The following is an 18,935-nucleotide window of genomic DNA, read 5'->3' as shown; positions in this document are numbered from 1 at the left end:
TCAAACTGCAGTCAGAACGGACGCTCAGGTCTGGCCGGTCCAAGTGTTCTTGGCGACTTCTTTCCAGCGGTTGCGGATCGATTTCTCAACCTCGGCAGGCAGCGGCCCGGCGGAGATCAGCTCTGCATTTTCCTTCCACCGTTCCGGCTTCGTCGTGCCGACGATCAAAACATGGACGCCCGGCTGCATCGCGGTGAAACGCATGGCGGTGGCGGCCGGTCCGTTCGGTCCCTGTTCCTTGGCGGCCTCGCCCATCGCGAAGTCGTACTTCAGGTCCTGCAGGCGGTTCCAGTACTCCAGGTGATAATTGCTTTGCGGCGGCTTCTCATTCCGCCAGACGGCATTGGCGATCGGCCGCTTGCAGATCACGCCCATTTCGCGGTCGCGCGCAATGGGGAGCGTCAGTTCAATCGCTTCCTGATCACAGATATTGAGTGAGGTTTGAAGGGCGTCGAAACGGCCGCATTCCACCGCATAACGCGCCGCTTTGGCGTCACCGCTATAGCCGATGTAGCGGGTCTTCCCCTCTTTCTTCGCCTGCTCAAGCGCTTCGATGCACTCGCCCTTCATCAGCTCATCGAGAGAACAGGAATGCAGGTTGACGAGATCGACGGCATCGGTCTTGAGGCGTTTCAAACTCCGTTCCACCGAACGCAGAATGGCGTCCTTCGTCCAGCCTTTGGCTTCCGGTGCATGCCCACACTTTGTGAAGAGGAAGTAATCCTTTCGGCGATTTCCGACCGCATTCCCAATCAGCACTTCCGAATCGACGTAGCATTCGGCGGTGTCGATGACATTCAGGCCAGAATCGATCGCTCCGTTCAGGAGTTTTGTCACCGTGTCCTGGTCGACCTTGTTGTAGCCGATCTCTGCTCCTCCAAAGCCCAGCACGCCAACTTCCATATCGGTCTTGCCAAACCGGCGGCGTTCGACCCCCTTACCTTCTGCGGCAAGAGCCATTCCCCCGAATTGCCAGGGGGACGTGGCGGCGAGTGTGAGTGCGGCTGCAGATGTTTTCAGAAAATCCCGGCGGGCTGTTCGAGAGGATGCCATCGGCTTGCTCCTGGAGGAATCGACAGAGAACCTGACGGAAGTGGCATTGTGATTCAGTATGGATGCGCGCCTTCCGCATCTTTCACACTATTGCCATGTCAACGTGTCACGTCAAGCACCTTGGATGTGTGCAGGGTGTTGTGCTGGTCCACCGATTGACGTGAAAAACCGCCGGATCGCAGAGGCGTCTCGTGACAACAACGCATCACCCACTGACGTGCAGGTCCGAAAGAGGGCCCGTCAGTTCCTCGAATTCCCTACGGGAAGCTCATGGCGCTCTTGAAATCCGGCGTTCGCTCAATACCTGTGATGCCATGAACGATCCGACCTACGCGAGATTCTGCAGCGTGCCGGTGCTGTCACCCAGCGAGTCGACTTGCAGCTCCATCCGGTCGAGCAGCGAGAGCCACAGATTGTTGAGCGGAGTCTCTTTGGGATAGCGGATATGGCGACCGGTTTTCAATGTTCCTCCGCCTCCTCCGGCGACGACGATGGGGAGATCATCATGGTTGTGACGATCTCCATCGGAATTGCCGCTGCCGTAAACGATCATGGAATGATCCAGCAGAGTTCCATCCCCTTCCTGAATCGAATCCAGTTTCTGCAGCAGATAAGAGAGCTGCTTGACGTGGAAAATATTGATGTCCCGGATCTTGGCGAGTTTGTTCGGATCCTTCTGGTGGTGGGACAAATAGTGATGCGCCTCGGGGACTCCGACGAACGGGTAGCTGCGGTTGCTTCCCTCGTTGGCGAACAGCATTGTCGTCACACGGGTGATGTCTGCCTGGAAGGCGAGAACGATCATGTCGCACATGAGCCGCAGATGTTCCTCGAACTGCCGGGGGATGCCAGCGGGCATTTCATAGGCAGGACGGGCAAGCGGCGGAAACTTGTCAGCCCGATCGATGCGGGTTTCAATTTCGCGGATTGACGTGAAGTATTCGTCGAGCTTTGCCTGGTCGTTTCGCCCCAGCTTGTTCGACAGCGAGCCACTGTCTTCACGAACGAAATCAAGCACGCTTTTTCGCTTGCGATCACGATTCACGGACTGCCCGCCCGACGTGGTCCCGAACAGCCGCTCGAATACGATTTGCGGATCAATCTCCTTCGGCATGGGCTGATTTTCCGAGCGCCAGGCCATTGTCGAACTGTAAACGCAGTTGTATCCCGTATCGCAATTGCCGGCGACGCCCGATGGATCGACCCCCAGTTCGAGTGAAGGAAGTCGGGTCAGATGGCCAATTTTCTGTGCCGCCACCTGATCGGCGGAAATGCCGGCGCGAAAATCGGCTCCCGAGGTTTTACGAGGCTGCACGCCGGTCATGAAGGCGGCGAGAGCCCGGGCGTGGTCACCTCCGCCGTCGCCGTTGGCGCGAGCTTTGTCGGCGGTCAATCCCGACAGCACGAGCAGCTTTTCTTTCACCGGATCGAGCGGCTTCAGGACGGGAGTCAATTCCGTCAGCTCCCCTTCTTCGGCAGGGGTCCAGTCCCAGATGTGCACGCCGTTGGGAACGTAAATAAAAGCGAGCCGGTTCGGGCATGCCTTGCGGATGTCTGTTGCTTCCGCCCACGAAACGGAGGTCCCCATCGCTTCCAGCCAGGGAAGTGCCATGGAAACACCCAGGCCGCGCAACACCGTTCGGCGTGAAATTGGTCGGAATGCCATGTCCTCTCCTTGTGGCTTTGATTGGTTCGATTCGAATTCCCGAATCGAAGGCCGCAACTGTTACAACGCTTCTCCGCGACGCATGCGAAACGGTTCGCTATGGACAATCTCGAGTACCAGGGTCATGAAGCCGTCATCGTGCTGCTTCATGTTTTTTACAATCCGGTGCAACGCCGGTCGATCACTCCGTTCCAGACCGCGGCCGAGTGCATAGGTCAGCAGTTTCTCGCTGAGGCAGTGGACGAACTGATCGCGACGACCACGTAGAATCTCAATGAGCTCGTCCGGCCCGTTGAACTTCTGGCCGCCCGGCAGTTCTCCGGACAGATCGAGGTCCTGTCCGATTCGGGGGCGTCCGACCGGATCATAGTATTCGAGGGCAAAACCAATTGGATCCATCCGCGCGTGGCAGCCGGCACAGGCCGGGTCGCTCCGATGAAGTTCCAGTACCTGTCGGAGATTCCTGGCGTTTGAGGCGCGCCGCTCATTCAGATTCGGGACATTCGGAGGAGCTGGAGGGGGCGAGGAATCGAGAAGCTGCTCCAGCACCCAATGGCCGCGCTTGACGGGGGATGTGCGGGTCGGCTGCGATGTAATCGACAAGACGCTGGCGTGCCGCAGGACTCCTCCCATATTGGCGTTTGGGAAGGTGACCCGCCGGAAGCTGTTCCCCTTGATCGGATCTCCGGGTTCGTCAATGGGGGGCATGTCCGCCCGGTTTCCGTGCGTATCTTCGATGCCGTAGTGCTTCGCCAGCGGCTCATTCAAAAACGTAAAATTCGTTCCCAGGATTTCGGTGACGTTCCGATTTTCCAGCAGGAGCGTCCGCATGAACATCTGGGTTTCGGTGAGCAACAGGGCCTTGGTCTTCCGGCTGAAATCGGGAAACTGTCTTTGGTTGGGGGCAAATCCTTCCAGCAGTTTCAGCTGCAGCCATTGTTCGGTGAAATCGTCGGTCAGAGTCTTGCCCCGGGGATCCTTCAGCATCCGCATGACCTGGGCGTCCAGATTCTCCGTGAGCTGGCCGGCAATGGCGAGATTCCGCAGCTCATCGTCGGGCATCGTTTTCCAGAGGAAGTACGAGAGACGAGACGCGAGCTGGACGTCGTCAATCGGGTGAACTTCCCGACTGGTCGGGTTGGCATCGAGTTCAACACGGAAGAGAAATTTGGGTGACACCAAAATCGCTTCGAGCATCAGTCGCCATTGTTCATCGACGCTGGCGTGACTTTCCGCCGCCCAGTCGGCCAAGGCGCATAAGCGCTCCACTTCTTCATCCGACACAGCCCGACGATAGGCACGGGGGAGCAGCTCCCGGATCAGCTTACGGTTGTGCTGGGACTGCGACAGACCGGGCGGCGCGATAATTTTAGACTGCCAAGGTGAGGCCGCTTTATCGAAGGGCCCGTCGATGGAAATTCCGGAGACATGCACCACGACCGGAGGCGACTTTTCTTCGTCGACCAGAACGAGCCCGATCCGTTCAATCCCCTCCATCGGCGGAAGGTTGACCTTGACCTCGGCCGGAGTGGCGGAATCGCGTGATGTGATTTCAACCATTTCGATCACACAGCACGGTTCACCCTGCAGACCGGGGAGCTGCTGACGAACGTTCGCCGGAGCCAGCTTCCCCTTGAGCTTCTCGCCGACCGCAACGACGGCAAGTGTGGTCTTTGTTTCGGGTGGTGCCTGCGCGTAGGCCCGGGTGCTGATCACATAGTTCCCGGGAGCCAGTTTTTCTTCCAGCCAGAACGCCCCTTTGAGATCTGCCTTGGAATTGTTGATTTCATAATACCCCTGCTTCAGCAGGATGTCGGTCACCGGCTGAAACTCGAGTTCGTCGGCATCGACGCGGCGCTGATTTTTTGAGGCGGGGAGGAGTCCCTGCGCGATTTTCTCGGCCGCGATGAGATAGCGTTCCATCAACACCGGGGAGATCTTGAGAGTGTCGCCGTTGTTGTCGAAACCGTTGGCAATCTCATCAGCGGGGAAGTGCTGTGCCGGATTAAAGTCGATTCCGAGCAGATCACGAACGGTGTTGGTGTATTCCATTCGGTTGAGTCGTCGCATCGTGACCCGTCCGGGATCGGGAGGGGTCGCCTGGTCAATGCGGTCCAGCAGCTCTTCGATTCCGGTGACGAACATTTCGCGGTCATCCAGAGAGGGCTGCTCTTCCGAAACCGGGGGCATTTCCCCACGGGAGACCATGTTCATGGCCCGTTCCAGCGCCTCACCATGCTCGCGCAGATTGGCTCCGGGTTCCACAAAATCGAGTGCAAGTCCCGCGTCGGCAGACTTTCCGGAATGACAACCGACGCAGTGCGACTGCACAAATTCGATGTTGGCAGGACTGAGACCCAGAGGTGCCCCGGTTGCAGCAAGATCATTCCCACGGGCTGCCATCGTCAGGACGAAAGGCAGCAGCACCAGCAATCCACTCGTGAGGGACACGGGTCGGCACATGCGCGGCAAGCTAAATTAGGGAGGGGGACTCCAGGCGGGGCACACCCTATTTGATCATTCTGGCCCACTCGAATCAACCTGCAATTGCGGGGGAGGTGATCAAATTCTGAAATCTGACTGCAGGTGGAACCCGCGTTCGGGAGCACCTTTGCAGGCCTGTTGGCTCCTCCCTCATGGCGAGAGATTGTGCTTTTGAACCGTCGGCCGGCGGCGACCATGAAGCCGGCAACCGATCCCGACACCCCTTCCGGGGAAACCAACGGATGGCATCGGCCGATCGTGCGCTTCAAATCCAGCTGGATTCCACCGATTTGCTGATGAAACAGACCAGACGACTGACGTTTTTACAAATTGCGACGTTCTCAACAAAGAAGCAGGTGGCTCACTGAAGCGGCTCGTGCGATTGATGGGCAACCAGGGTCCCCGTGTGCACTGGTTCAGCGGACCATTGAAAATGAAACCGGGACGTTGAATTTGTCCAACTGGGAACCGGTCCGGTTCGTAACGATGGAATCAGCTCGATTTTAGATTCACGCAAGAGTTTTCCGAAGATCAGCGGCCTGCCGTTCATCGGAACTCGCGAAGCATCTGGGCCGGATCGAGCAATCCGCCTCGTCGTCGCACGTCATGGCATATGGGATCAGCAATGCCGCTGTCGGGAACAAACAGAAGGGGCGAGCCGATGACACCAGCGCAGCGAAAAACCTGGGTGAGAGTCCTGACTCTCGTCGTGATCATCACTGGCCGACCTGCGATTGCGATGGCTTGCCCCGCTTGTGCCGATGCCATGCTGCTCTATCGTTTTCCTTTTCTGGATCTGCTGCTTGCGGTGTTCATCATCTGGGGGCTTCTTGCAATCGCGATCAACCTCAGTGTCGGCCGTGACTCTCCGTCAGCGCTACGAGGGGACCCGTCGGTCTGGCGACTGGCTTTGTGGGGAATCGTTGTGTATGTCTTGTTTTCCATTCCGGTGATTCCCCACTTCGGAGACGGGTTACTGATGCTGGGATGGGGACTGTTCCTGATCAAACGATCGTTCTATCCTCCCGAGCCCGGACAGCCCGGATCTGCCGCGATTCGTAAGGGGAAACTTCTGCATCAGGGGGCTCTGCTGCTCATTGCCGTATTGATTGTGTCCAGTTACATCCGGGAACGAACTCTTGAGCGACGGATCTACTGGATGGGAGTCGCGCCACCCCACATGGCGAATATCGAAAGGACCTTCGCTGCGCCGATCATCGCCCATCAGCAGGGGGCTGTTGCTCCACTGGTCAACGACGTGCGGCAGCACCTGCGGCCCCCGCATTTCCCCCGTTATCGGCTCAGTCGTGATTTCTATTGTCTGGCCAAAATCGGCGGAGAAGAGGCCGAAGAGGCCGAAGAGGTGCTGCGGGATTCCATCGATGTACTGAACCAGGCCCCGGAGCCCGATTTTCGGGTGCTGGCGGCAGCCTGTTTCGCTTATGCGGATGTGGCCCGCGAACGAGCGCTCCCCTTGCTGGTCAAGCTGCATACCGAGGGGACCGAATCAGGCTCAGCCGAAAGGAAGGTTATCGCCCTGACAGCAGCGGCGCGAACAGCGACGGAGGCGGGTGTCCTCTTCACGCTGGATCATTTGGCCGCCACCCTTCTGAGTGAATGGGAGCAGGCGGGCGCTTGGGACATCGATCGCCAACTCCAAATGATGCTGTTTGCCTTGAGCGAAAGGAAGTCCGCTGTTGAACTCGCAGCGGTGCCGCTTTACAACAACTCCGCCGTGGGGATGTCACAGAACCGGTCATTCGTCGAACGATTCGAGGCCTCCACGATTCGCAGTGGACAAATTTCTCGAGAACAGCTCGCGGAGATGCGCGCTTATTGGGAACGAGAGCTGGGATCACCGTAATTCGGCTGGCCACGTGAGCGCGAGCTGTGCAGAGGTCTACCTTACTGCCCCATGCAGCCGTAGCCAGTCAGTCGCCCTGTTCTGCCAGTCGCTTGTACCAGGCCGATCGGTCACGGCGTTCATGCCGAATCCGTGCCCTCCCTTTTCGTAGATGTGAAGTTCCGCGGGGATCCGCCGGTCGATCAGAGCCAGATAGAGTAATGCACTCCCTTGAGCGAGAGAGCCTTTGTCGTCCCCCATCTGAGCGATGAAGGTCGGAGGGAGGCCATTTTCGATTTTGATTTCCGGCCGCAGCGTTTTGGTTTTGGCATCGTAAATCTGAAAGGGATACAACAGCAGCAACAGATCGGGACGGTGGCTGATGGCTTCCTGTTCCACTGAAAACGTGGGAGGGTTGGTGGCGGCAATCACCGAAGCCTGTCCTCCCGAAGAGATGCCGAAGAGGCCAATCCGTTCCGGCTCCAGTTCAAACTCCCTGGCACGTTCCCGCACAATCATCATCCCTTTCTGAACGTCCTGCACCGGGCCGGCGTTGGGCTGGGCATGATCATTCGTCGGGGTGCGATACAGCAGTTTAAAGGCGACAATTCCCTGATTGGCCAGCCAAGCGCAAACCCGATCCCCCTCGTGAACATCAGCGAGCTTCGTAAAGCCGCCCCCCGGAACAACGATCACACCCGTGCCGGAGCGTGCGACGCCGGAAGGGGGAACGTGCACCACCAGACGAGGCCGGGAAATATTGAACCGGCGGCTCACATTGTTCTGACCGACGACCACTTCTTCCGGAGGATTGGCCGCCACAATCGGCTCGGGCATTCCCGCAGGCCACAGGTCAATCTCCACCTGCTGGCCCAAGACCATGTTGGCAGAAAGGAGTGAAGCCACAACAGCGAGCAGCAGACGTTGCATCAGATTGCCCTTGGTCGTTATCGGAGAGTGAACCAAACCCCATCACCGATGTGTTGTGGATTCCATTCCGAACGTGGACAACTCCACCGGAGCGGTTCGTCGGTTCAGTCAACGTACTCTCCAGGCGTCGTTCCCGCCAGATCATGGGCCGCTGCAGGTCGATCTCCGAGCATGTCGAGGCCTGCTCACAGGGAACGAAGATCGTTGCTGCCCGCAACTTGAAAAGAGTACGATGCGGCAACGGAACTCTTCCGGGTCAATCAGGTTGCTCGCACACGAAGGAGACTTCGATGGGATTGTTTGACAAGCTGCGGAATGAATTGATCGACATCATTGAATGGGTCGACGATTCACGGCATCTGATTGCCTGGCGGTTTCCGAGGTATCAGAATGAAATCAAGAACGGTGCGCAGCTGATCGTCCGACCGGGACAGATCGCGGTCTTTGTTCTCGGTGGCAAGATGGCCGATGTCTTTGAGCCGGGGCACTACACCCTGACCACCGAAAACCTGCCGATTCTCAGCACGCTGGCAGGCTGGAAGTATGGTTTCAACAGTCCGTTCAAAGCAGAAGTCTATTTCGTCAGTACGCGGACGATCACCGACCTGAAGTGGGGAACTCCGAATCCGGTCATGCTGCGGGATGCCGATTTCGGACCGATCCGGTTGCGTGCGTTCGGAACATATACCCTCAAGGCGGTCGATCCCCGGGCGCTGCTGACCGCTCTGATCGGGACGGCATCGAACTTTGACGTCAACGAGATGAACGAGCTGCTGCGGTCGGTGATTGCCTCGGCGTTTTCCGACCTGATCGGCTCTGCAAAAATCGGTGCTCTCGATCTGGCGGCGCACTACCGGGATCTCTCCGAACAGCTGCGCAAAACGGTCGTTGAGCGGGTTGACGATGAATACGGTCTGGATATTCCACAGCTGTTCATCGTGAATGTCTCCTTTCCTGAAGAGGTGGAGAAGGCACTTGATGCCCGCTCGAGCATGGGTGTCATCGGTGATCTGAATGCCTACCAGCAATTTCAGACGGGCAAGGCGATTCTCGCAGCCTCCGAGAACCCGGCGGGGGGAGGGATGTCGGAAGGACTCGGAATGGGTCTCGGCTTCGGCATGGCCAACCGGATGGCCCAGGGGGCTGCGCCGGGCATGGCATCGCCTCCGCCGCTTCCCTCGCAGAACGTCTGGCATGTGGCCCTCAACGGAAAGAGCGAAGGCCCCTACGATATCGCCCAGTTGCAGTCTGCTCTGCAGGCGGGCAGGGTCACTGCAGAAACTCTGGTCTGGTCACCTGCGCTGGTGAACTGGACTCCAGCCGGTCAGGTCCCGCAATTTTCGGCCGGACTGGTTCCAACACCTCCTCCGCTGCCACAGTAGCCGACCGCGTGCCGTCGAGGAACCGGGTGGTGCATCCGCGATGCGTTCCAGTCAAGAAAACATCTGCCTGCACACTTGGCAGTTGTTGTGCGGACTGCGCGTCGGGCAACCGGTGATCGGTGGACTCGTCCTCGCGTATTCGCCTAGGGCAGCCCATGCGGGCCGCGGCGGACTGCGAACTCGTCCTTATGACGAGAACTGGAAGGGTTGCCCCGCGACGTCGTAACCGGGGTCGCGGGCAATGTTCAGCAGGATGCCGATGGCGAATCCGGTGGTCAGCAGGCTGGAGCCGCCGTAGCTCATCAGCGGCAACGTCAATCCCGTCACCGGCGTCAGGCCGACGGTCATTGAGGTATTGATCAGGACCTGGGCGGTGATAATCGCGATGATCCCCGTCGCCACGAGTCGACCGAACGGATCCCGCGTCCGCGCGGCGACCAGTAACCCGGCAATGACGACAATACCGAACAGGCAGAGAACTCCGAGCGTCCCGAGTAATCCCCACCGCTCGCCGACCAGGCAGTACACGAAATCGGTGTGCCCGGCAGGCAGGTGATAGGCTGCGGGATCTTCCAGCGGCATTCCTCCGAATTCACTCCCCCAGACCCCGCCCAGCGCCAGCAGCTGCTTGGACTGGTAAAGGTGGTAACCGTCTCCTGTTTCCGGTTCCCCCCCGTCGCGCTGCAGGAACAAAGCGGTCACGCGGGATTTCTGTTCCGCATTCATCACCTGCCAGAGGGCCGGCAGCAGGACAATTCCCGCAACGATCGACAACGCGAGATGCCAGCGTCTTGCCCCGGCCGCGAAAAGCAGTGCGTACATCACCGGAAAAAACAGCAGCGCGGTGCCCAGGTCCGGTTCCTTCAGGATCAGCACGACCGGAATTGCAGTCATCAGGAAAGGGGGAATCAGGCCAAAGGCGGTCCGATGATTCTTCCGGAACATGAGATACTGGCTCAGGGCCAGAATGTAGGCGATCTTGGCGAACTCCGAGGGCTGCATCAGCATGAACCCCAGCGGAATCCAGCGTCTTGCCCCTTGCCGCGCGGGGAAGAAATAGACGGCAACCAGCAGGACGATCGTCACTGCGAAGAAAGGATAGCTGATGCTTTTCAGACTTCGATAGGGAATTCCGAAGCAGGCGAGAGCGCACGCCCCCATCCCGAGCATCAGCCACACAACCTGCCGCGGAGCGTATTCACCCGACTCCAGTTCGTCCGTGCGCGCGATCCCGGAAATGCCGATCGCCACGATCAGAAGAAAGGTGGCCGCCAGCACCAGACTTAATAACGAGCTGGTCCGTCCGTGGAACATGCAGTCCGTTCGTCCGTGTCCGATCCGGCCCAAGACGCTGCCGGATCTGGAGAACATTCGCGGATGAAGTACGACGTTCGAGGGGAATCGTACGCCGTACTCCACCAGAGCGAGAAGATCACTTCACCCGAGTCAGCACATACTTGTGCGGGACCGGCTGGTTGACCTTGAAGATCTCGTCTTCGATCGCCTTGGCATCGGCGTTCGCCTGCGCGACCCGTTCCTCGATCCCTTTGATCTTTTCCTCAGCGGCGACCAGCTGCTTTTTGAGCTCTCCATCCTGAGGATTTTCTTCAGCGGCCTGTTTGGCCCGTGAATAACGCTGATAGACCGACCATTCCGCACGCAGCTTCTGAATCGGGCCTTCGTTTCGCTTCTTGTTCAGCTCAGCCACCTTCAGAGCCTGCTGATACTGTGGAGTCGTGCTAACCCCCTGCAGTTCGACGCGACGGGCCAGCGCTTCCGACTTGTAGATCCCGCAGTCCGCACCGTCGATGGTCAGCTGATAGCTACCGGGGGCGAGCCCCACGACCTGCAGCGATTCCAGGCTGAAACGGTGCCCGAGTTGCCCCAGCTTGGCTCCGAGTTCGGCTTCAGGGGGCAGAACCAGCGGCAGTGCTTTGGCGGCAAAGGTGAAACTGACAGAATCAGCACTCCCCGACAGCTCGCTGAGTTTCCCTCCATTCGCTTTGGACGACCATTTACCGTCCGCAGCTTCGTTCAGCTGAATCGTGGAAACCATCTTCGGCAGCTTGAGATCGTTGAGGATCGACTCCGCCATGATGACCTGTCCGTTCGCACCCGGGTGTACGGCATCGGGAATCAATGTGAAGTTCGGCTCGCTCTTGCGCTGCTGCAGCGTGATGGCATTGAGAGGAGTCCACATGTCGACAAACCCGACCCCCTGCTCCTGGGCAATTTCCCGCAGCCACGCGCCATAGTAGGCCAGCGTGCTGTTGTACAGCCGCGCCGATTCGGTTCGCCCGGTCTGCTTCTCCTTGAGGTGTTCGGCCCGCAGGTCGAACATGGTCGGTGTGATCAGGATCGGAGTTGCTCCGATCTCCTTGATCCTGTCGATCAGCTTGGTCATGTCCCGCTGGTAGGTGGTGAAGTACTCATCGTTGTAGCTGGAATACCGGCCATCGTTCATTCCCAGCAGGATCGTGACGTACTTCGGCTTATAGGCGGCCACGTCCTGGTCAAAACGGGCCAGTGCATCGATTGCCCGCGCACCGCCGACTCCGGCATTGTGGATCTTCAGCCGGAGATTGGGAAAGCGGGTATAGAAATAGTCTTCCACGTACTGCGTGTAGAGACGCTGATGCGTGATGCTGTCGCCGAGAAAGACAATGCTGTCACCGGACTGCAGGTCCAGCTTTTCCAGTGGCTTCTTGTGTTCTTTGACAGGCGCAGCTGGCTGAGCGAAGACTTGCGCAGTCAACCACAGACACGCGACAAAACAGCACCAGACTCGTTTCATGGAATTCACTCCCCAGCGGATACGGAAAGACCTCACTCGCAGTGGAATGCTAGCCGGTCGCGCGAATGAATCCAATTCATCGGGACCGGCGGATATCGACTACCGGGGAGAACCTCACGGGAGGCGGCGCCGCGTCGCAAGACACCGCTCCCCTCGGCGCCTATACTCCCCACCGCGAGCAGGTTGCTCGATCCGGACCTGCGCAACGCGATGTTTCCTGAATCAGGAACGCCGCTCTGCGTGGCGAGAACGGGTCCGGCGAACAAACAGAATGCACTCGTTGCGAACACGTCTCTCCTGTCAGGTGCCTGAATGCCCGAAGTTGTCCTGATCACTGGTGCGTCTGCCGGCATCGGCCTGGAACTGGCCCGCCGCTTCGCGGTCGACGGGAGTGAGTTGATTCTCGTCGCCCGCCGCGAAGAACGTCTGCGAGAACTTGCAGAGGAACTCCAGCAGAAATACCAGACACAATCGACCGTGATTTGCCTGGATCTTTCCGAGCCGAGTGCCCCGGCAAGGCTGTTTGAGATGATTCAGGCCAGTGGAAAACAGGTTGATGTCCTGGTCAACAACGCCGGCTTCGGGCAGTCGGGAAACTTCTTCGACATCTCTCTGGAACGTCAGGTCCAGATGGTCCAGCTGAACGTGTCGGCCCTCATGCAACTGTCGCATCTGTTTGTGAAAGGAATGATCGATCGTCGTCGGGGGACGATCTTGAATCTTGGTTCGACCGCCGCTTTCCAGCCCGGTCCGAGCAACACTGTCTATTTCGCCACCAAGGCATTTGTCCTGTCTTTCTCGGAGGCACTGGCGGAAGAACTCGAGGGGACGGGGGTGACGGTGACCTGTTTGTGCCCCGGACCGACGAAAACCGAATTTGCCGACGCCGCCGGGATGAGCGAAAGCCTCGTTTTCAAGCTCAACACGATGCAGCTGGCAGATGTCGTGGAGACAGGATATCGCGGAATGAGACGTCGCAAGCGGATTGTGATGCCAGGTCTGTTGAACAGATTGCTCTGCTTCAGTCTGCGGTTGACTCCTCGTTGCCTGGTCACGCGGCTGATGCACCGCATCGGAAAAAGCCGACTGCACTGAGCAGGAATCGCTGAGATGACAGCTGAGAAGGGAGAAGTCGCTGAGCAGGGGGAGCGGCGACGCTCCTGATCCATCGAGGCGCGGGCAGCAGGAGGCAGACTCGCGACTCGACTCGAGTTCAGTAGAAGTACAGGTAAGGGACCGCTGCGGCGATAACCGCGGGCTGATTGTAATAAAACGGCCAGAAATGATGGTGACCCACGTATTCGGTCACGTCATAGTCCCGGACCTTGGCGGCGTTGGGACCGAGCTTTGTTTTGTCCCAGCGGGTAAAGCCTGATCGCGCGAGAGCCCGGCCGGCAAACGGTCGGCTGACCGGATACAGCGACAGCGCCAGATCGTGCCGGTTCCGGAGATTCAGAACACACTCCACCGGATTCAGGGCGTAGCCGAACTGCTGCCCGGGGTTCAGCCAGTTGTGGTCCAGAGCAGCGGCTGCGACGACGATTCGATAGCGCCGACCGGCGCCGAGACTGTACGGGAATCGATAGCCCTCGATGTCTCCACCACAGGCCAGATGCATCGCTGAAAAGATGACCCGCGCTCCGTGGCTATGGCCAATCATGGAGACAGGACAGGAAGGAGGAATCTGAGAAATCAGATAGGCCAGATGGAAGCCGTTGAAATCGGCCTGCCGACCTCGGACAGCCACGTCCACAGGAAAGCAGCCGGTCCGCGGGCCGTCACTGGGCCAGGTGAAGATGATTGTCTGCAGGGGAGCATTGGAAGCGCCCCGGATTCGAGAGTAAGCCGCGTGTCCTTCGTTACAGACATCTTTCCATTCGACGAAGCTGCCGTGGACAAAAATGCAAACCGGCACTCCGGGAACCAGTTGATTCGTCATCGACTGCATCGACGAACTGAGCAGTTGTCCATCTGCGGCCCGTTCGTAGAGATTCAGGCCCCAGTTTCCCCGTCCCGATTCATGAAAATTTTGCACGGAGCAGCGGCTACTGGCGATCCAGTACTGAGGCGGTGCGGGAGCGGGGGTCTCCCCCGGGCTTGGGAGTTCCGGCGTGGGGGGAAGATCGACTCGGTGCTCCGGCGCAGGATTGACGACTGCGGGAGTCGGATTGATGACATCGGGAGCGAGCAGCGGGGTGTCATCGGCCCAGACCGGCAGCCCCATCGCCAGCAGGCAAATGATCTGCAGTAGAGTGGTGACTGATCGCATGGAAAGGCTTTTTGACGGAAAATACGGTCCACGATCACGATGTTGAGCGTGCGTCCGTCCATGCGACAGCGAGCGCTAACTGTCCGCCGGCTCACAATTTGATGTCGTGTCCGGCTCGTCGTCGACAGAGTTTTTGAACTTATCGACTGTATGTCGAATTGAATCCAGTACACCCATCCCGCAGCGGCAAATCCCGCCGGTTAGAGAAGGGGCGTGAATCCTTCACGCGTTGTAGCGAATTCAACATTTCTTTCGGCGCGACAATCTGGCTGATTCAGGGCAAACATTCCGGCCGACTCATCGGGAAACTCCGCAAAGTCCGCGCAATTTCCTGCCATCCTGGGACAACAAGAGTTGACCGGATTCTTGCAAGAGTTGCGCCGCAACTTGCCTGCCTTGGCAACCACCATTAAAATCGCCATCGCAACGTGCTGATTGTCAAGCGGTTGCGGTGGTCGTGAGCAATCCTCCTCTGGCGTGGACCATGGGAATGCACGCTAAACGTGGAGAACATAATTTATGGGTGTGATGCGGTTTCTCGTCCACCCGGTGGAAGCACTCGCGACAGTTCCCGAGGCCGCGTTCGCCTATCTCAGTGGCATGGATGGCCGCGTCTTCCCGGTTCGGGTCGAGGTCGAGGGCAATCTGATCAGCTGCCATCGCACTCAGAGCGATAGCGCCAAATTCAATGTCCCATGGCCCATCCCGGGATTCGGCCGGCCGGTTGTCAGTACCACGTCTCTTCGAGAACGTGATCAACCTTATCACCTCCTCCTTGAACTCGCCCGGGGGAAAGTCGCGGAAATCCGCGATCAGGCCGCTGCCTGGGAACAGGCAAACCTTCTGGTGCCCGATGCCTTTCGCGATCTGCAGCGACGTGCCTTTCAGGCGTTTGCCCGTGGAAGTGCCGCGCAGCAAGATCCACTCATCACCTCGGGGCACGCAGCCGAAGCACTGCAACTGGCTTTTCAGGCCGCTTCTCTGCTCACTGATGCCTACGTCATTCAGCGGATGACCAGTCTGCACCATTCGCAGCATCACAGCCCCAAACTTCTTGGCTGCCAGCTCGATGATGATGTCCTGTCGGTCTCCGGTCAGGGGGTATTTCAGCATGCCTTCAATGCAGCGGGAATTCCCTTCCGCTGGAGCAGCCTGGAATCATCAGAAGGCAACATCGCGTGGGAAAGTGTCGACGAACTGGTCCGGTACTGTACAGAAAGCCGCCTCGTCTGCCGGGGCGGGCCGCTCGTTGATCTCAGTCCGCAGGGACTTCCGGAGTGGCTCGCTCCGTGGAAGCAGGATTTCCTGAACCTCCCGAGCTTCATCTGCGATTTCATCGAGACCGCAATGGCTCGATATCAGGGGACGATCCGGCTCTGGGAAGTGGCCGCCTACGGAAATACGGGAGGGGCTCTCCAGCTGACCGAGGAGCAACGTCTCGCGATCGTCGCCCGGGTGCTGGAGTCAGCCCGGCGGACCGACAACAATGCGATGCTGTTTCTGCGAATCGACCAGCCCTGGGGAGAATATCAACGACGTGGACAGCAGCGACTGTCGCCACTGCAGTTCGTCGATGCACTCGCACGTTCGAATCTCGGCCTGGCGGGAGTCGTACTCGAAATCAATTGCGGCTATGCCCCCCATGCCAGCTACGCCCGCGATATGCTGTCGATCTCCAAACTGATCGATCTCTGGAGTCAGATCGGGGTCCAGCTGCATGTGGACATTGCCTGCCCTTCCGGAAGCCTGCCCGATTCGCGGACTGAAACACAGCTGCAGATTCTCGACGGGGCGTGGAAATCTCCCTGGTCGGAGGGAGCGCAATCCGAATGGATTGAATATGTCGTGCCCCTCTTGCTGGCCAAACCGATGGTCACCGGCGTTTTCCTGAGTCATTTCAGCGATCGGCTGCCACATCGGTTTCCAAACGGAGGACTGCTCGGCGCTGATGGCAAGCCGAAGTCCATGTTGGATCCCCTGCGCCAGCACCTGATTCACGATCTGCGTTGACCAAATTCAACCGCATCTTTGTGAGTGTCAGTGCAAAGGTTTCAGCGGGCTGAAAGCACTGGCACTCCTCGCTGGGGCGGTCACCTTAAGGCTTCCATTTCAGGGGCGAAACCGGAGCTGTGGCCCGACACGGTCCAGGCGTCTGCATGACGGTTCTTCTCACCCCGTTTAACCTGCTATGTCAAAGAAAACAGTCCGGCCCACCCGACGAATCCCGCAGCCCGGTCAGCCGACAGGCCTCAGCTCGCCCCAGCCTCGAATCTCGTGGGGAGAATGGCTGATCGCCACCCTGTGGTCTGTCGCCCTTTCCTGGATCTTCTGGGGCCCGCTCTGGAGCGGTGGGGGGCTGGTCGGCGGTGATCTGTATTCCTATTACTTCCCGCAGAAGGTCTACCTTGCGGATGCCTTGCAGCAGGGAATTCTGCCGTTGTGGAACTCGCAGGTCGGCTATGGTTATCCCGTGCTGGGTGAGAGCCAGACCGCCGCACTCTATCCCCCGAATCTCCTGCTGTACCGGATGTTTGATGTCAATACGGCGTACAACATCAGCCAGCTGGCACACTACATCGCCATGTTTCTTGTCACCTTTGCGCTGGCGCGTGCCTTGCGGTTGGCAACTGCCGGGGCGATTCTGGCGGCGACGGCGTTCACCTATGGCTGGTTCCCGCCACGCATCTGCTGGGAGTGGGCGATTATTGGCGGCGTGTACTTCTCATTGATTCTCCTGGCACAGCTGAAATTCCTTCAGACTCGCAGGCCCCGCTGGCTTGTGGTACTCGCGGTCAGCTTAGGGCTCGACCTGCTCGCCGGGCATTACAATCTGGTGTTCATCACGCTGCTGACCATGCCGGCGATGTTCTGGTTGAGCGGCTTCGCCGCGAACGAACCAACGGCAGTGGAACCTGCAGCGTCTCCGGTCAGTGGAGTTGACCTTCGCACTCGCGTCCTCCCGGTGGCTGGCAGCGTGGTGATTGGGTTTCTCATCGCTGCGGTGCAACTGATTCCCAGCTGGGAGCTGAAGTCGCAGAGTCCCCGTGAAGCTGAAGATGCTCACTCTTCGTTTTCTGCCACTTCCGGGCATCTTCCTCCTCAGGCCATTTCGCAGCTCTGGATGCCGTGGGCCTGGTATGCGGGCGAAGAGCCTGCTGATGTGCTGCTCTCCACGGCCAAATGGGGCGTCGTCCCGGACGTGACCAATCAGGTGGAAGCGCAGCTGTATGTCGGGCTGATTCCGTTTCTGCTGGCGATTCTCGGGCTGGGTGTGCCGCGCTGGCGACAGAAGCTTGCGCTCGCTCATCCGGCGGGTTGGGGAGCCCTGATCCTGATTTCTCTTTTACTGGCCACGGGCTGGCCGACCTATTATTTCTCAGGCTGGCCGGGATTCGGCTTCTTTCGCGGCCCCGGACGGTATGGACTCATCGCGGCGTGGTCCTTGACGCTCCTCGCGGGAGCCTCGCTGGATGTGCTGTTACGCGGAACTCGTCTGCGGAGTGGTGGTGTGGCGGTCGTGGCGTTGCTGATCACCGCGATCACAACGGGGGACCTGTGGGCGGCCAGTCGGCAATATGCCATCGGTACTTCGCCCTATTTAGGGCGGCAGGTGTTCTATGCCACGTTGCTCGACGATCCGCCGCTCAAGCACCTGCAGGAAAGTCCCCTCCGTCAGATGTTCGCGGAGGCAGGAAGCAGAATTCGGCTGTTTGCGCCGGGAGCCAACATGCCCACGCTGCTGGGGGTATCGGCCGTTCCCGTCTACCTGGGACTGGGACCTGCGCTCTATGAAGCGGACGAATTTCGTCCCGGTTTTACAGAGACTGACCCTGCAAAAGTCGCTGACGACGTGGAACGGATCAGGCGCATGGGGGTGACGCATCTGCTGCTCCAATCGCCATTGGATGAAGCGCTCTGGCAGGTCGAGTTGCATTCCCGGCCATTCGATCCGGTCCTGAACCGCTGCTATGCCCGGAGTGAACCTTTTTACCTCTATACGTTAAAGGGTTCGGTCGGACGCGTCTCGTTTTCGGAATTGGAAACGTCGAATCAAATCCAGTCTCTGGATGTCAGTCCCAACCGCATCAGAGTCGAGGTCCTTGCTCGTGAACCGGGCCAACTGATTCTCCGCGATCTGGACTTCCCAGGATGGAAGCTCACGGCATCCCCCGATGTTTCGGTTGGAGAGGGCTCTCCCTTCCGCGTTGCCCATGTCCGCCCGGGCGACGCTCCACAATGGATCGAATGGACCTATCGTCCGTGGACATGGCCTGTCGGGTTGGTGATCTCCGCGCTCGGTCTGATCGCCTGCGGAGCCGTTCCGTTTTGCTGGCGGCGACTCCACCCTCGGCAAGACCCTCTGGTCGCTTGAAGATCGATGAGCCGTTCCCGCGGTGAGAAGTGGTGCGCATCCCAACTGCCTGGCAGCTTGAGCGCCCACAACGAGAAAGGCGGTCGCCCGCATTGGCAGCGGTCCCAGATGTCCATAAGTGATGGAGGCTGCCAGTGACCTC

General features: G+C 58.9%; 12 protein-coding genes. 5 read left to right on the top strand and 7 right to left on the bottom strand.

What is annotated here, in order from left to right; all coding sequences use genetic code 11:
* Nucleotides 1-24 precede the first annotated feature (24 nt).
* From SH664x_RS09015 to SH664x_RS09005, 3 genes are all read right to left on the bottom strand, one after another.
* A complete protein-coding gene (locus SH664x_RS09015; RefSeq protein WP_437206827.1) occupies nucleotides 25-1,053 on the bottom strand; it encodes an aldo/keto reductase in 1,029 nt (342 codons plus the stop codon).
* 328 nt (nucleotides 1,054-1,381) lie between these two features.
* On the bottom strand, nucleotides 1,382-2,719 hold the full coding sequence (locus SH664x_RS09010) for a DUF1552 domain-containing protein (protein WP_437206825.1): 1,338 nt from the start codon (nucleotides 2,717-2,719) through the stop codon (nucleotides 1,382-1,384).
* A gap of 60 nt (nucleotides 2,720-2,779) precedes the next feature.
* Nucleotides 2,780-5,170 carry a DUF1592 domain-containing protein gene (locus tag SH664x_RS09005; protein ID WP_437206824.1) on the bottom strand — a complete coding sequence of 797 codons (2,391 nt, stop codon included), beginning with the start codon at nucleotides 5,168-5,170 and terminating at the stop codon, nucleotides 2,780-2,782.
* 694 nt (nucleotides 5,171-5,864) lie between these two features.
* Here SH664x_RS09005 and SH664x_RS09000 point away from each other — a divergent pair.
* Entirely contained in the window at nucleotides 5,865-7,067 is a 1,203-nt protein-coding gene (locus SH664x_RS09000) for a hypothetical protein (RefSeq protein ID WP_437206823.1), read from the top strand.
* Between the two features lie 36 nt (nucleotides 7,068-7,103).
* Here the strand turns inward: SH664x_RS09000 and SH664x_RS08995 are convergent, their stop codons facing one another.
* Entirely contained in the window at nucleotides 7,104-7,976 is an 873-nt protein-coding gene (locus tag SH664x_RS08995) for an alpha/beta hydrolase (protein ID WP_437206821.1), read from the bottom strand.
* Between the two features lie 290 nt (nucleotides 7,977-8,266).
* On the opposite strand from SH664x_RS08995, the gene SH664x_RS08990 reads away from it, so the two are divergent.
* The gene (locus SH664x_RS08990; RefSeq protein WP_437206819.1) at nucleotides 8,267-9,358 is read left to right on the top strand and encodes an SPFH domain-containing protein; all 1,092 of its coding nucleotides are present in this window, start codon (nucleotides 8,267-8,269) and stop codon (nucleotides 9,356-9,358) included.
* Between the two features lie 186 nt (nucleotides 9,359-9,544).
* On the opposite strand, the gene SH664x_RS08985 is transcribed toward SH664x_RS08990, so the two are convergent.
* Nucleotides 9,545-10,672, bottom strand: coding sequence for an FtsW/RodA/SpoVE family cell cycle protein (locus tag SH664x_RS08985; protein ID WP_437206818.1), 1,128 nt, complete (start codon nucleotides 10,670-10,672; stop codon nucleotides 9,545-9,547).
* A 118-nt stretch (nucleotides 10,673-10,790) separates the two neighbouring features.
* Nucleotides 10,791-12,152 carry an SGNH/GDSL hydrolase family protein gene (locus SH664x_RS08980; protein WP_437206817.1) on the bottom strand — a complete coding sequence of 454 codons (1,362 nt, stop codon included), beginning with the start codon at nucleotides 12,150-12,152 and terminating at the stop codon, nucleotides 10,791-10,793.
* Nucleotides 12,153-12,464: 312 nt separating this feature from the next.
* On the opposite strand from SH664x_RS08980, the gene SH664x_RS08975 reads away from it, so the two are divergent.
* The gene (locus SH664x_RS08975; RefSeq protein ID WP_437206815.1) at nucleotides 12,465-13,247 is read left to right on the top strand and encodes an SDR family NAD(P)-dependent oxidoreductase; all 783 of its coding nucleotides are present in this window, start codon (nucleotides 12,465-12,467) and stop codon (nucleotides 13,245-13,247) included.
* A 118-nt stretch (nucleotides 13,248-13,365) separates the two neighbouring features.
* Here SH664x_RS08975 and SH664x_RS08970 read toward each other — a convergent pair whose 3' ends face one another.
* A complete protein-coding gene (locus tag SH664x_RS08970) occupies nucleotides 13,366-14,421 on the bottom strand; it encodes an alpha/beta hydrolase (RefSeq protein ID WP_437206814.1) in 1,056 nt (351 codons plus the stop codon).
* A 519-nt stretch (nucleotides 14,422-14,940) separates the two neighbouring features.
* Between SH664x_RS08970 and SH664x_RS08965 the strand changes: the two genes are divergently transcribed.
* Both SH664x_RS08965 and SH664x_RS08960 read left to right on the top strand, forming a co-directional pair.
* Nucleotides 14,941-16,431, top strand: a complete 1,491-nt coding sequence (locus SH664x_RS08965) for an endo-1,4-beta-xylanase (protein WP_437206813.1) — start codon at nucleotides 14,941-14,943, stop codon at nucleotides 16,429-16,431.
* A 178-nt stretch (nucleotides 16,432-16,609) separates the two neighbouring features.
* Nucleotides 16,610-18,793 (top strand): hypothetical protein, encoded by a 2,184-nt coding sequence (locus tag SH664x_RS08960; RefSeq protein ID WP_437206812.1) that lies wholly within the window; start codon nucleotides 16,610-16,612, stop codon nucleotides 18,791-18,793.
* Nucleotides 18,794-18,935: the final 142 nt, after the last annotated feature.

This window comes from Planctomicrobium aquicomposti (assembly GCF_051466325.1).
Lineage (GTDB): Bacteria > Planctomycetota > Planctomycetia > Planctomycetales > Planctomycetaceae > Planctomicrobium.
This window is presented reverse-complemented; position numbering and strand designations above follow the sequence as displayed.